Genomic DNA, 13,285 nt, shown 5'->3' with positions numbered 1-13,285 from the left:
TCAGACCTCCTTGCTTGCATCGCCGCCTGCAAAGGCGAGGTTTTCTTCGACCGCTTCATGCAGCGGTTTGTCTTTTGGCGCACTGGTCATCCCGGCCATCAAAAGCCCCAGTTCCTTTTCGTCGGTTTGGTCGGGCATGCGTTCGCCCATGATCTGACCGTCAAACATCACCGCGATGCGGTCGGACAGTGCCAGAATTTCTTCCAGTTCGACCGAGACGAGCAGGATCGCCTTGCCCTGATCGCGCAGAGCGATGATTTGCTGGTGGATGAATTCAATCGCGCCGATATCGACGCCGCGTGTAGGCTGGCCGATCAGAAGAAGATCGGGATTGCGTTCGATTTCACGGGCCAGCACGATTTTCTGCTGGTTGCCCCCTGAAAAGCTTTTCGCCTGCAACTTTGGATCAGGGGGGCGCACGTCGAAGCGTTCCATCTTTCCCACGGTGTCCTGATAGATCGCGCTATTGTCCATCAAGAGACCTTTTTGATAGCGCGCGTCATGGTGGTAGCCAAAGGCTGTGTTTTCCCACGCCGTGTAATCCATGATCAGGCCTTCGCGCTGCCGATCTTCGGGGACGTGGCCGATCCCGCGCGCGCGGCGCGACTGACCATCCGAATGCGCACCGGTCAGATCAATGGGTTCGCCATTAACGATGACTTCACCCGTTGCTTTTTCGTATCCGCCCAGCACTTCGAGCAGTTCAGACTGGCCGTTCCCGGCAACACCCGCGATGCCCAGAACTTCGCCCGCGTGAACCTTGAAGCTGACGCCTTTGATGCGATGCACGCCCTTGTTGTCGGTGACGTGCAGGTCCTTCACTTCAAGGATTGTCTTGCCGGGCTGCGCGGGTTTCTTTTCGACTCGCAGCAGCACCTTGCGACCGACCATCAATTCGGCCAGTTCGGGTGGAGAGGTTTCTGACGTCTTGACCGTTGCGGTCATTTCGCCCCGCCGCATGACGCTGACGGTATCTGTGATGTCCATGATTTCACGCAGCTTGTGCGTGATCAGGATGATTGTTTTGCCTTCTTCCTTGAGCCGTCCAAGAATCCGGAACAACTGGTCTGCTTCTGCCGGTGTCAGCACGCCGGTGGGTTCGTCCAGGATCAGGATGTCAGCCTTGCGGTAGAGTGCTTTGAGGATTTCAACGCGTTGCTGCATCCCCACGCCGATATCTTCGATCAATGCGTCTGCATCAACGTTCAGTTCGTATTCTTCGGCCAGTGCCTTCAACTCGCGCCGCGCGCGGTTGAGTGACGGTTTCAACAGGCCGGAATCTTCGGCCCCAAGCACCACGTTTTCCAGCACTGTGAAATTCTCGACCAGCTTGAAATGCTGGAACACCATGCCGATACCTGCCGCAATCGCGGCCTGGCTGTCGGGGATTGTCGTTTTCTTGCCTGCGATAAAGATTTCGCCCTTATCGGCCTTATAGAACCCGTACAGAATCGACATCAGCGTCGATTTGCCCGCGCCGTTTTCGCCAATGATCCCGTGGATCGTGCCGGGCATGACGCGGATCGAGATATCCTTATTGGCTTGGACGGGTCCGAAGGCTTTGGAGATCCCTTTGAGTTCGATGGCAGGCGCTTGGTCGTTCATTCAGGTGCGCCCGTTCCGACGAATCCGACCATGCGGGTGATCTTGCCATCTGCAAGATCTGCGAAATATTGGCCGTGCTGCACCATATCCGACCCGTCAGGGCCTTTGCCGCCGAAGGCGACGGTCGTCCGGATTACCCCGCCGATGCTGTCGGATTTGACCACCTTTGCTGACCATCCCGGCGCATTGGCGCTGAACATGTTGACGTATTCCGCGATTGCCGCGCCCGACAGCGTATCGGGTGATCGCGGGTCGGTGTAGGTTCCGCCGTCGGCATAAACAGATGCGATTGCGTCTGCACGTGCCGCATCGTCGGACATACCCCAGGCGTCAAAGAACGTTTCGATTGGATCGCTCATGGTCTCGTCCTCCTAAATGCAAAGGGCCGCGCCTTTCCGAAAAAAGCGCGGCCCTGTTCGTGTTGGCCTACGTCGGTGCCTTAGAATTCAAGCGCCGGGCAGGATTCGTCGCTGTTGTAGTTGTGGACAGAGATTTCGCCCGCGACGATCTTTGCCTGCGCGTCTTCCAGTGCCGCAGTCATTTCAGCCGTGATCAGGTCCGCGTTGTTTTCGTCAACCGCATATCCCACACCTTCGTTAGAGAGATCCATGACGTTGAAGCCCGGCTCGAGCTCTGTTCCCGCTGTGAACGCGTCATAGACAGCGTTATCGACGCGCTTGAGCATGGAGGTCAGGACCTGACCGGGGTGCAGATAGTTCTGGTTGCTGTCCACGCCGATAGACAGGATGCCTTCGTCGGCTGCGGTCTGCAGCACACCGACACCCGTACCGCCAGCAGCGGCATAGACGACTTCAGCGCCTTGCGAAATCTGCGCGAGCGTCAGTTCGGAACCCTTCACCGGATCGTTCCATGCGGCAGGCGTTGTGCCGGTCATGTTGGCGATCACGGTGACGTCCGGGTTTACGGCTTTTGCACCCTGGGCATAGCCACAAGCAAAGTTGCGGATCAGCGGGATATCCATACCACCGATAAAGCCGATGGTGCCACCTTCAGCGGCCATCGCAGCGGCCATGCCGACAAGGTAGGACCCTTGCTCTTCTGCGAAGACGATCGAGCGGACGTTCGGCTGGTCAACGACCATGTCGATGATCTGGAATTTGGTGTCAGGATAGTCGCCGGCCACTTCTTCGAGGGCTGTAGCAAAGGCAAAACCCGCCATGACGATCGGGTTCTTGCCGTCTTCGGCAAAGCGGCGCAGCGCCTGTTCACGCTGTGCGTCCGATGTCAGTTCGACCTCTGCGAATGTGCCACCGGTTTCTTCTGCCCAACGCTGTGCGCCGTTGAACGCGGATTCGTTGAACGATTTGTCGAACTTGCCGCCAAGATCGAAGATCACGGCAGGTTCAGCAAGCGCACCGCCAGCAGTCAGTGCCACTGCGGCTGTCGCGCCGAGCATGGTTTTCATAAATGTCATTGGTGTCTCCCAGGTCGAATGTTGGGGGGTCTTTTGTGCAAACACGCGCGCCACCCCCATGAAAGCGAGCCGATCTTTGTCGGATCATTGCAAGATAAGGCAACGCCTGCGCGGAAGCGTCAACCGATTTTTGTCGGTTTCGGCGGGTTCCACATTGTTTTCGCTATGTTTTGACCGTTAACGCTGCGGCAGGTCCAATTGCAGGACGAGCGCGTCACAATGCGTGCCGTCTGCCCGTTGGTAGTATTTCTGCCGTAGCCCGACCTGTGCGAAGCCTGCACTGACGTAAAGCGCGATCGCCGGAGCGTTATCTGCGGCGACTTCCAGAAATACCTTTGCCGCACCGCGTTTCGCGCATCTGTCAGTAAAGTCCCGTAGCGCCGCACGGGCCAAGCCGCGCTGTCGCTGCATTGGGTTGGTGGCGATGGTCAGGATTTCGGCCTCATCGAGCAGTAAAGTTCCAAGCACGAAGCTGTCCGCGCTGCCGGTGATTACTGTTGTGTCCCGCGCAAGGTAGGTTTGAAACCGCGCCGCATCCCAAGCGAGCGTCGGCGGAAAACAGACCGCGTGTGTCTTTGCCAAGGCGTCTGGAGTCACGACAGAATGACCGGTGCCAGATCGCGTGGAGGTGCGGCATCGGCGGCGCGTACATAAAGCGGGGCAGGGCGGTCTGGGGTGGTTTCGCCTGCGGCCCATCGCTGGGCCGCGATTTGCGCAATTGTTGGGGCTGGTGCGTGTGCGGCGACCAGAGACATGCAGTTTTCAGATATGGTTGGTGGCCCTGCGGGCTTACCGTCGCAGAATTCTTGCACATATGCGCTGTCGCGCGGTCCCGGCACCGATGCGACCGATGCGTCCCGTAAATTCGGACTGTCCGGACCGCGCGAAACTTCGAATTGCGAAACGCCCATGACAGGGATGCCGCAACCCAGCCCAATCCCACGGGCTGCTGCAACGCTGATGCGGATACCGGTGAAGTTGCCCGGACCGATCCCGACAGCGACCAATCCGATATCTGCCCATGTAATCTGGTTTTCGCCTAAAAGCTCTTCGATGAGGACCATCAGCCTTTCGGCCTGGCCACGCTTCATTTCCTCATGGCGGGAGCCGATGACGTGTCCATCGCGCCAGAGTGCGGCTGCGCAATGCGGACCCGCGGTATCAAAAGCCAGAATGACGGGCGGAGTCATGCCTTGGAAAATGTCAGCGGCTTGGTGGCGTGTCGCTTGACGACACCCTTTGCTTCCAGATCAAGCTGCACGCATTTCTGCCACCAGCCGGACGTCGCGCCACCGGGGAACAAATCGTCTGGCAGATGCGCTTTGGCCGCTTCCTTGATGTCTTTGGCGGTCATGCCCTTGTCAGACATGACATTCAGCATCGCGTCTTTCATGGCAGTGTATTTGGCCGCATCGACGTTTGTCACGTGTCCGGGGACATTGACGTTCTCGACGGGAATCTTGTCGCCGCTCATGCTGCGACGGGGCGGACTTCGATCACCTCGGGGATATAATGCCGCAGCAGGTTTTCGATGCCCATTTTCAGGGTCAATGTGGATGACGGGCAGCCAGCGCAGGCACCCTGCATATGCAAATAGACGATCCCGCGGTCAAAGCCGTGGAATGTGATATCACCACCGTCCTGCGCCACGGCAGGGCGGACGCGCGTGTCGAGCAATTCCTTGATCTGGCTGACGATTTCGCCGTCTTCGCCTGTGTGTTCGGCATGGCCGGAGGCTGGTTTGTGATCATCCGCCATCACCGATTGGCCAGACTGGTAGTGTTCCATGACCGCGCCAAGGATCGCCGGTTTGATGTGGTCCCATTCAACACCGTCGGCCTTTGTCACCGTCACGAAATCGACGCCAAAAAAGACCCCCGTCACCCCATCGACCGCAAAGATGCGCTGCGCGAGCGGTGAGCTGCTTGCCGCCTCGGCCGTTGGGAAATCCGCAGTCCCCACTTCGAGGACAGTTTGTCCGGGCAGGAATTTCAGCGTCGCCGGGTTTGGTGTGGATTCGGTTTGAATGAACATCGGACCAACCTTTTCTGTCAGGATTTGAATATGCGTATCCACTCCCCGTAAGTCAAGGTTTAGAATTATTCTAAACCGGAGAAGTCTGCATAGTTCAGGTGATGGCTTCGAGCCGTTCCTTAGACATGTCGCCCGGAACGATCGTGACAGGGATCGGCAGATTTCCCGCCTGCCGGGTCAGCTGTGTCACAAGTGGGCCGGGTCCCTTGCCGTCGGTACTTGCGCCAAGTACGAGCACGCCGATTTCGGGGTCTTCCTGCACCTGTGCCATGATTTCAGGAACGACTTCGCCTTCGCGGATGACAAGTTCGGGTTCGACGTTCTGCTTGTCGCGCATCCACTTGGCAAAGACCTCGTAGTGCACCTCGATACGCTCGCGCGCTTCCTGACGCATGATTTCGCCGACACCGATCCAGTGGTTGAATTCGTCGGGGCTGATAACAGACAGGACAGTCACGCCGCCTCCTGTATGGGCCGCGCGCATCGCTGCAAAGCGCATCGCGTTCAGACATTCGCGGCTGTCATCAAGCACAACCATAAACTTGCGCATCACTGGTTCCCTGTTTGGCTTTCCGTCACATTGTCGCAACCCGCCGTCACTGGCAAGGTTCATCGGATATGCGTGCTTGGCCCGGCCGTGTCGTCAGAGAGGTTTGACAAGCCGATGGAGCACTTGCGTCTTGTCACCGACCTGCATTTGTCCGCTGTGTCCAGTCGGCAAGAAACCGTGCCGCGCCCAGAATGCCGCACCCCGCGGGTTGCTATCCATAACAGCGAGAAAAAGATATGGCGACCCAGCCTTCTGCGCGAGGTCCACGATATGCGCCAGAAAGACCTGCCCATAGCCGGCGGACCGCGCCCAAGGGCCAAGCATCATCAGGCCGAGGTAGGCGTCACCCTGTGCGGGAAAGCCGAAGGACAGTTCTGCGAGGCCGGACAGGCGATCATCCAGAAAATAACCAAGCCGGTGACTGTTTGCCGGATCACAGCCCGGTGGTCCATCCGTGAAGAAGTCGCGTGCTTTGTGCAGGCCGGGCACGCGGCCCTCTGCCAGTTCCCAATAGTCCGGCGCATCGCGGTAGAACGCATGCACGCGGTCAAGGTCTAGTGCGGGGTCCAGTGCGCGGATCATAGATCAGTCGGCGTCAGAGGCAGCCCAATCCCAGTACATTTCGCGCACCCGTTTGGTTAGCGGCCCGATCTGGTAGTTGCGGTCATCAAAGGCCGTCACCGGCGTGACCTTCATCATATTGCCTGACAGGAAAACCTCGTCCGCTTCGCGAAAGTCGTCGAAGGACAGCACGGTTTCGTGCACGTTCACCCCGTCTGCGGCGAGGTTGGAGATATGACGTGCGCGGGTGATCCCGGCGAGGAACGTGCCGTTTGGAATAGGTGTAAATACCATCCCATCCTTGACCATGAATACATTCGCACTGGCTGTTTCAGCCACATTTCCCATGATGTCGGCCACAAGGGCATTTCCGAAACCTTTGGCGCGGGCTTCGGCGAGCATCCTTGCGTTATTGGGGTAGAGACATCCTGCTTTTGCGTTCACGACGTTGTTTTCCATGACCGGACGGCGGAACCGTGTCGTGGTCAGGGTCGTCGCGGCCGTGGGGGCGGCCATCGGGATTTCTTCGAGGCATATCGCAAAACCGGTCGCGCCTTCCTTGGGCACGATCCCGAGATCACCACCATCAAGCGCCCAATACATCGGGCGTATGTAGACGGCAGTGTCAGGCGCATAGGCCTTGAGCCCTTCGCGCACGATCTGGACCATGTCGTCGGTCGTGACGGTGGGCGTGATCATCAGCGCCTTGGCGGATCGGTTGACCCGCGCACAGTGGGCGTGAAGGTCGGGTGTCTTGCCGTTCACGAAACGTGCACCGTCAAACACGGTCGTGCCAAGCCATGACCCGTGATCGGCGGCACGCATGATGGCCACATCGCCATCGTGCCAAGTCCCGTCAAAGTATGTGCGAATGTTTTGTCCGGTCGCCATGCCACCCTCCCTTTTGCGGCAGGCTAGGGGGAAAACGGGAAGGTGAAAAGGGGGCTACCGGACGGTGCAGTTGATCGCATTACGATCCTGATCGTGTTGCGTTGAGCCGTGCCTTAGCTGCGCAGCATCCCGACGATGTCGTATGTCTTTTTCAGGATCGGTTCCGCGATCTCGCGCGCCTTTGCAGCGCCTTCACCCAGAATGCGATCAATTTCAGCCGGATCATCCATCAGCCGCTTCATTTCGCCCGAGATCGGGGCGAGCTTGGCGACGGCCATATCGGCCAGCGCGGGCTTGAATTTGCCCCATCCAGCACCGCCGAATTCAGCGATGACCTGTTCTGGTGTCTGATCGTTCAGAGCCGCGTAGATATCGACGAGGTTGCGTGCCTCGGGCCGGTCTTTCAGCCCTTCGACGTTTTCGGGCAGCGGTTCGGGATCGGATTTCGCTTTTTTGAACTTTTTGGCGATCGTGTCGGCATCATCAAGCATGTTGATGCGTTCCATATCGCTTTCGCCGGATTTCGACATTTTCTTGGTGCCATCGCGCAGATTCATGATCCGCGCGGCAGGGCCGCCGATGACCGGCTCGGTCAACGGGAAGAAGTCGGTTTTGTAGTCGTGGTTGAATTTCGCTGCGATGTCGCGCGTCAGTTCAACATGCTGTTTCTGGTCTTCGCCCACGGGAACGTGGGTTGCGTGGTAAAGCAGGATGTCGGCTGCCATCAGTGACGGATAGGCATACAGCCCGAGCGAGACGTTCTCCGCATTCTTTCCCGCCTTGTCCTTGAATTGGGTCATGCGGTTCATCCAGCCCATGCGGGCGACGCAGTTGAAGATCCAGCCAAGTTCTGCATGGGCGGCGACTTGGGATTGGTTGAACAGAATGGATTTTGTCGGGTCAAGTCCCGCTGCAAGATAGCCAGCAGCGACTTCGCGCGTGCCCCGTGCCAGCTCCTGCGGGTCCTGCCAGACGGTGATCGCGTGCAGATCGACAACGCAATAGATGGTTTCCATCTCGCCCTGCATGCCGACAAACCGCTTGATCGCGCCAAGGTAGTTGCCAAGCTGCAGCCCCCCTGACGGCTTGATGCCAGAGAAGACGCGGGGGGTGAAAGTGGCTTGGGTCATTGGTCTATCCGGGGTGGTCATCTGCAAAAACGCCCGCTACCCATGCCAGAGGTCGTTTCGAGTTTCAACAGGTCCAATCATGGATAACCAAAGCCCCTTTAACGCATTGCCACCCGTGGTCGTGGCCCTTGTCCTGATCATCGTTGTCGTCGAATTGATCTTCACGGCCGGGGCGCAGGGTTTGATTGGCGGGCCCGGCGCGATTGGGTGGCGGCTGGAAGCGGTGCGCAGCTATGCATTTGCCCCGTCGGTGTCCGAACTGGTCTTTGTGCGCGGCGATTATTCTTTCGAGGTCCTCAAGCGGTTCGTCACGTTTTCATTTGTCCACGCGTCCTTTCTGGACGCAATGTTCGGGATGGTTCTGACGCTCGCACTTGGGAAGTTTGTCGGAGATGCGTTCGGGAACTTCGCCACCGGCTTTCTGTTCTTCTTTACCGCGGCCTTTGGTGCGCTTGTCTATGGCCTGTTCCTGTCAGGCTTTGTGCCGCTGATCGGTGCATACCCAGCTGCCTATGGTTTGATCGGGGCCTATACCTACCTGATCTGGTTGCGCCTCGGAGAGTCGGGCGAGAACCAGCTGGCGGCCTTTCGTCTGATCGGATTTCTGCTGGGATTGCAGCTATTTTACGGCATCGCGTTCGGATCGACCCCGCAGTGGATCGCGGAATTGGCAGGATTCTTTTCGGGCTTTGCGGTGGCACCATTGCTTGCCCCTGGCGGTTGGCAGGCATTTGTTGCGCGTATGCGCCGCCGCTAGCGCCGCAGCGCGCGCCTGACATCGCCAAGCCGAAGCGCCCCGAAAATCTGTGCCAGACCGAAGTAGCTGACGATCCCGATCAGAACCAGCACGGCAAGCGCGACGTAGCGCAGCGTTGGCACGCCAAAGAACGGGCCCAGGATGACTTGCGCGCCCCAAAGTACGACACCCATGCCGATTGCCGCCAGAATGATCCGCCAGATGCGCGTCTTGAACCGGTCGTCCAGTCGCGCGGCTTCGCCCATGTCGCGTGATCCGAGCCACAGCAGAACAACCATTGCCCAGCCCGTTACGGTTGTGCCGATTGCTGCTGCAATGAAACCGACCACCGGCGACAACCCAATCGCCAGTGAAGCGTTCAGTACCATCGCGGCCATTGCATAGTAGAATGGGCGCTTTGTATCCTCGCGCGCGAAATAGAGCGGCTGCAAAGCCTTTTGCAGAACAAAGGCGGGCAGCCCAAGGCCATAGACTGCGACGGCGAATGCGGTGGCCATCGTGTCATCGGATGTAAATGCGCCACGCTGGAACATAACGCTGACCAGCGGGATCGGGATCACGATCAGCGCGATGGAGGCCGGAATTGTCAGTGCAAGGCTGATTTCAGAGGCGCGGTTGAACGCATCGCGCCCGCCTGCGGTATCCCCGGCGCGCAGACGGCGCGACAGATCCGGCAACAGCACAACCCCGATGGCGATGCCCACAACGCCCAATGGCAGTTGGTAAAGTCGGTCTGCATAGTTCAGCCATGCAACCGCCCCTTCAAAATAGCTGGCGACCTGTCTGCCAACGAGCAGGTTAATCTGTACGACCCCGCCTGCCAGTGCTGCGGGTGCGGCGATGATGGCGAGCCGTTTGAGTTCCGGTGTCAGCTTTGGCATGCCGGGCAGCAGCGTGAAACCGGCGCGCCGTGCGGCAAACCAAACCAGCGTGACTTGCGCGATCCCCGCGAGGGGTACGGCGTAGGCCAGCCATTGCCCAATCGTGCGGGATTGGTCCGGTGTATCGAGCGATGCTGCGATCAACATTGCGATGACGAAAATGATGTTCAGCAACACAGGGGCGGCAGCAGCGGCCATGAACCGCCCCGTCGCGTTCAGAACGCCTGATAGCAATGCTCCGAGTGAGATAAATAGGATGTAGGGAAACGCCCACCGCCCGTAGGAGACCGCCAGATCGAAGCGTTCGTCATATATGTAACCGCTGGCAATGGCAGAAACGAGCAAGGGCATGAAGACGATGCCGACAACCGTCAGAACCGTGAGAATGAACGCCATGCCAACAAACGCGTCCTGCGCGAATTTTTTGGGGTCTTCGCCGTTTTCCAACTTTTTGGCGAACATCGGCACAAAGGCCATGTTGAACGCCCCTTCTGCAAAGAAACGGCGGAACAGATTGGGCAGCGAGAAGGCGACCAAGAACGCTTCGGCGACGGGTCCTGTCCCGAGATAGCCCGCGATCATGATATCGCGCACGAAGCCGAGGACGCGTGACAGCAATGTCCAGACGCCAACGGTCAGGAACCCGGCCATGAGACGGATCGGTTTCATGACTCTGCGCGTTCCGCACCTTGGGCGATGGCTTCGCGCAGTTTGCGTTCAAGCGATGCCCGCTTGTGTTCGGCGTGGTATTTCATGCCTGTCATGTCTTTCACATAGAATGTGTCCACGACCTGTTCACCATAGGTCGCGATCACAGCTGACGCGATATAAACGTAGTTATGTGCAAAAGTTCGTGTGAGATCGAACAGAAGTCCTGGACGATCGCGGGTATCGACTTCGATGATCGTGTAGATTTCCGACCCTTCGTTATCGAAGGTGATGTTTGTCGGCACCTTGAAAGCGCGCTCACGTTTCTTGATTTTGTCGCGGTCCTTGATGGCATCGCGGGCCACCACTTCGCCCTTGAGCGTTTTCTTGATCATCTGTTCAAGCCGGGGCAGGCGTGAGGCCTCGTAAGGGTGGCCTTCGGAATCCTGGACCCAGAAGACGGCGGTCGCATATCCGTCCTTGGTCGTGTAGGTGCGCGCATCCACGATGTTTGCCCCGACGAGCGCGAGGGCACCGACCATACGGCTGAAAAGCCCCGGGTGATCGACCATCGCGAAACAGGCGCGTGTCGCATCGCGGTCGTCATCCAGCATCAGATCAATCGCAATTTCGCTATCAGTGATATCCTTGAGAAGGTTCGCAAACACGATATGCGTTGCGGGCGGCAGACCCTGCCAATAGGGGCCATAGTGCCGCCCGACCTCTGTCTTGAGGTCTTTTGCGTCCCAGCCGTCCAGCGTTTCGCGCAAGGCCCGCTTGGCCTCTGCCTCGCGGCTTTCGCGGTTGACGTCTTCGAGCCCGTTTTCAAGTGCACTGCGGGTCGCGCGATAGAGGTTGCGGATCAAAACCGCTTTCCAGTTGTTCCACGTGTCAGGGCCAACGCCACGGATGTCGCAGACGGTCAGCACTGTCAGCAGGTCAAGCCGCTCGACCGATTTCACCGCGTTCGCGAAACCACGCACGGTGCGCGGTTCGGCGATGTCGCGTTTCTGGGCCGTGTCCGACATCAGCAGGTGATAGCGGATCAGCCATTCCACGGTGTCACAGTCTTTCTTGCTGAGCCCGAAGCGCGGTGCGATCTTGCGGGCCATCTGTGCGCCCAGAATGGAATGGTCTTCGTGCCGTCCTTTGGCGATGTCATGGAGCAGCAAGGCAACATAGATCACCCTGCGATTGATCCCTTTTTCGAGGATTCCGGACGCGATCGGAAGTTCTTCGATCAGTTCTTTCTGTTCGATCTGGTGCAGGTTCGAGATCGTCTGAATGATATGCTCGTCGACCGTGTACTTGTGATACATGTTGAACTGCATCATCGCGACGATATGCGCGAATTCAGGGACGAAAGCGCCGAGCACGCCAAGTTCGTTCATGCGTCGCAACGCGCGTTCCGGATTGCCGTGTTTCAACATCAGGCCAAGGAACAACTTGTTGGCTTCCTTGTCGTTGCGCATTTCATCATCGATCAGATTTAGATTGGCCGCCAAAAGGCGCATCGCGTCCGGGTGGATCAGCGTGCCGGTGCGCAATGCCTCTTCGAAGATGCGCAGCATGTTCAGACTGTCCGACAGGAATGCCTTTTCATCGTCTACCGTGATCCGGTTCTGCTTGATGGCGTATGGCGGCTTTGCCCGTTTGCGCCGTTTCAGCAGACGCACCAGCATCGGCTCGGGCTTTGTGCGGGCGTCTTCCTGTGCTGTCAGGAAGATGCGTGTCAGCTCTCCCACGCGGGTCGCGTGGCGGAAGTAGTCCTGCATGAAGTGTTCGACCGCGCGCCGCCCGCCCTTGTCTTCGTAGCCCATCAATTCGGCCACCAGCACCTGCATGTCGAACGTCAGCTGATCGACGGCACGGCCGGCGATAAGGTGCAGATGACAGCGCACGGCCCACAGGAAATTATGCGCCCGTTTGAACGTTTCATATTCGTCTGCCGAGAATACATCAAATTCGATCAGGTCTCGTGCCTGTTGAACGCCATGAAGGTATTTGTTGATCCAGAAAAGTGACTGAAGATCGCGCAGACCACCTTTGCCTTCCTTCACATTCGGTTCGACCACATAGCGCTGCCCACCCTGCTTGCGGTGTCGTTCGTCGCGCTCGTCAAGCTTGGCTTCGATGAAGTCGCTTGCCGTGGTTGAAAAAAGTTCATCCCAGAGTCGTTTGCCAAGTTTCCTGGCGAGTTCGGCGTCGCCTGTCAGATAGCGGTATTCGACCAACGACGTGCGGATCGTGTAATCCTCGCGGGCAAGTCGGATGCAATCCTTGATCGTGCGGCTGGCGTGGCCGACTTTCATCTTGAGATCCCACAACATGTAAAGCGTGGACTCGATCACGCTTTCTGCCCAAGGCGTCATTTTGTAGGGGGTGAGGAAAAGTAGATCGACATCGGAATGCGGGGCCATCTCTCCTCGTCCGTAGCCGCCGACAGCAATAACGCTTAGTTTTTCAGCCTCGGTCGGGTTCGGAAGTTTGTGAAGCGTTGTCTTGGCAACCTCAATTGCTGAAATGACCAGCTGGTCGGTCAGCCATGAATAGGCGGTCGTTGTTTTATGCGATGCGAATGGCTGTTCAAGAAACGCTGCTTTGATCGCCTCGCGCCCACGCACCTGTGCGCGCTGCAGCACACTGATGGCCGCCTTGCGGACGTCCTTGGCATCAGTGCAGTCTGCAATTGCCAAGCCGAGCGCCTCTCGCGTGGCGGCATGGTCGAAAATGTCAGACGCCGGACAGAGAAAACTGTCCGGCGTTTTGATGTTGGTCATGGCTTTTTGCCCG

At 58.1% G+C, this 13,285-nt stretch carries 14 protein-coding genes; 1 reads left to right on the top strand and 13 read right to left on the bottom strand.

Annotation, left to right across the window (positions count from 1 at the left end):
* The 11 genes from BMY44_RS09910 to trpS form a co-directional block, all read right to left on the bottom strand.
* A complete protein-coding gene (locus BMY44_RS09910) occupies positions 1-1,605 on the bottom strand; it encodes an ABC transporter ATP-binding protein (RefSeq protein WP_089993399.1) in 1,605 nt (534 codons plus the stop codon).
* Entirely contained in the window at positions 1,602-1,964 is a 363-nt protein-coding gene (locus BMY44_RS09905; RefSeq protein ID WP_089993396.1) for a nuclear transport factor 2 family protein, read from the bottom strand. Before BMY44_RS09905 ends, BMY44_RS09910 begins: the two co-directional genes overlap by 4 nt.
* An 80-nt stretch (positions 1,965-2,044) precedes the next feature.
* Positions 2,045-3,040, bottom strand: coding sequence for a BMP family lipoprotein (locus tag BMY44_RS09900; RefSeq protein WP_089993393.1), 996 nt, complete (start codon positions 3,038-3,040; stop codon positions 2,045-2,047).
* A 177-nt stretch (positions 3,041-3,217) separates the two neighbouring features.
* On the bottom strand, positions 3,218-3,637 hold the full coding sequence (locus tag BMY44_RS09895; RefSeq protein WP_165611814.1) for a GNAT family N-acetyltransferase: 420 nt from the start codon (positions 3,635-3,637) through the stop codon (positions 3,218-3,220).
* Positions 3,634-4,230 (bottom strand): tRNA (adenosine(37)-N6)-threonylcarbamoyltransferase complex dimerization subunit type 1 TsaB, encoded by a 597-nt coding sequence (tsaB, locus tag BMY44_RS09890; RefSeq protein ID WP_089993388.1) that lies wholly within the window; start codon positions 4,228-4,230, stop codon positions 3,634-3,636. The genes BMY44_RS09895 and tsaB overlap by 4 nt, the downstream gene beginning before the upstream one ends.
* A complete protein-coding gene (locus BMY44_RS09885; protein ID WP_089993385.1) occupies positions 4,227-4,514 on the bottom strand; it encodes a DUF6958 family protein in 288 nt (95 codons plus the stop codon). Before BMY44_RS09885 ends, tsaB begins: the two co-directional genes overlap by 4 nt.
* Positions 4,511-5,074, bottom strand: a complete 564-nt coding sequence (locus tag BMY44_RS09880) for a NifU family protein (RefSeq protein WP_089993383.1) — start codon at positions 5,072-5,074, stop codon at positions 4,511-4,513. The genes BMY44_RS09885 and BMY44_RS09880 overlap by 4 nt, the downstream gene beginning before the upstream one ends.
* Before the next feature lie 94 nt (positions 5,075-5,168).
* Positions 5,169-5,624, bottom strand: a complete 456-nt coding sequence (locus tag BMY44_RS09875; RefSeq protein WP_089993380.1) for a universal stress protein — start codon at positions 5,622-5,624, stop codon at positions 5,169-5,171.
* Positions 5,625-5,717: 93 nt separating this feature from the next.
* The gene (locus tag BMY44_RS09870; RefSeq protein ID WP_089993377.1) at positions 5,718-6,206 is read right to left on the bottom strand and encodes a GNAT family N-acetyltransferase; all 489 of its coding nucleotides are present in this window, start codon (positions 6,204-6,206) and stop codon (positions 5,718-5,720) included.
* A 3-nt stretch (positions 6,207-6,209) separates the two neighbouring features.
* On the bottom strand, positions 6,210-7,076 hold the full coding sequence (locus BMY44_RS09865; protein ID WP_089993375.1) for a branched-chain amino acid aminotransferase: 867 nt from the start codon (positions 7,074-7,076) through the stop codon (positions 6,210-6,212).
* A 113-nt stretch (positions 7,077-7,189) separates the two neighbouring features.
* Complete coding sequence (trpS, locus tag BMY44_RS09860) at positions 7,190-8,206, bottom strand: tryptophan--tRNA ligase (RefSeq protein WP_089993373.1); 1,017 nt, start codon at positions 8,204-8,206, stop codon at positions 7,190-7,192.
* 79 nt (positions 8,207-8,285) lie between these two features.
* Between trpS and BMY44_RS09855 the strand changes: the two genes are divergently transcribed.
* On the top strand, positions 8,286-8,963 hold the full coding sequence (locus BMY44_RS09855) for a rhomboid family intramembrane serine protease (protein ID WP_207510505.1): 678 nt from the start codon (positions 8,286-8,288) through the stop codon (positions 8,961-8,963).
* On the opposite strand, the gene murJ is transcribed toward BMY44_RS09855, so the two are convergent.
* Positions 8,960-10,513 (bottom strand): murein biosynthesis integral membrane protein MurJ, encoded by a 1,554-nt coding sequence (gene murJ / locus BMY44_RS09850; RefSeq protein ID WP_089993371.1) that lies wholly within the window; start codon positions 10,511-10,513, stop codon positions 8,960-8,962. The genes BMY44_RS09855 and murJ overlap by 4 nt on opposite strands.
* Entirely contained in the window at positions 10,510-13,272 is a 2,763-nt protein-coding gene (locus BMY44_RS09845) for a [protein-PII] uridylyltransferase (RefSeq protein ID WP_089993368.1), read from the bottom strand. The genes murJ and BMY44_RS09845 overlap by 4 nt, the downstream gene beginning before the upstream one ends.
* Positions 13,273-13,285 lie beyond the last annotated feature (13 nt).

The sequence above is a fragment of the Cognatiyoonia koreensis genome (assembly GCF_900109295.1).
Taxonomy (GTDB): domain Bacteria; phylum Pseudomonadota; class Alphaproteobacteria; order Rhodobacterales; family Rhodobacteraceae; genus Cognatiyoonia; species Cognatiyoonia koreensis.
The sequence above is the reverse complement of the archived record's forward strand: the minus strand, read 5'-3'. Positions and strand labels throughout refer to the sequence as shown.

Excerpts from the sequence above, each read along its gene's own strand:
- BMY44_RS09910 (WP_089993399.1), bottom strand. The coding sequence starts at position 1,605 with ATGAACGACCAAGCGCCTGCCATCGAACTCAAAGGGATCTCCAAAGCC.
- BMY44_RS09905 (WP_089993396.1), bottom strand. The coding sequence starts at position 1,964 with ATGAGCGATCCAATCGAAACGTTCTTTGACGCCTGGGGTATGTCCGAC.
- BMY44_RS09900 (WP_089993393.1), bottom strand. The coding sequence starts at position 3,040 with ATGACATTTATGAAAACCATGCTCGGCGCGACAGCCGCAGTGGCACTG.
- tsaB (WP_089993388.1), bottom strand. The coding sequence starts at position 4,230 with ATGACTCCGCCCGTCATTCTGGCTTTTGATACCGCGGGTCCGCATTGC.
- BMY44_RS09885 (WP_089993385.1), bottom strand. The coding sequence starts at position 4,514 with ATGAGCGGCGACAAGATTCCCGTCGAGAACGTCAATGTCCCCGGACAC.
- BMY44_RS09880 (WP_089993383.1), bottom strand. The coding sequence starts at position 5,074 with ATGTTCATTCAAACCGAATCCACACCAAACCCGGCGACGCTGAAATTC.
- BMY44_RS09875 (WP_089993380.1), bottom strand. The coding sequence starts at position 5,624 with ATGCGCAAGTTTATGGTTGTGCTTGATGACAGCCGCGAATGTCTGAAC.
- BMY44_RS09870 (WP_089993377.1), bottom strand. The coding sequence starts at position 6,206 with ATGATCCGCGCACTGGACCCCGCACTAGACCTTGACCGCGTGCATGCG.
- BMY44_RS09865 (WP_089993375.1), bottom strand. The coding sequence starts at position 7,076 with ATGGCGACCGGACAAAACATTCGCACATACTTTGACGGGACTTGGCAC.
- trpS (WP_089993373.1), bottom strand. The coding sequence starts at position 8,206 with ATGACCCAAGCCACTTTCACCCCCCGCGTCTTCTCTGGCATCAAGCCG.
- BMY44_RS09855 (WP_207510505.1), top strand. The coding sequence starts at position 8,286 with ATGGATAACCAAAGCCCCTTTAACGCATTGCCACCCGTGGTCGTGGCC.
- murJ (WP_089993371.1), bottom strand. The coding sequence starts at position 10,513 with ATGAAACCGATCCGTCTCATGGCCGGGTTCCTGACCGTTGGCGTCTGG.
- BMY44_RS09845 (WP_089993368.1), bottom strand. The coding sequence starts at position 13,272 with ATGACCAACATCAAAACGCCGGACAGTTTTCTCTGTCCGGCGTCTGAC.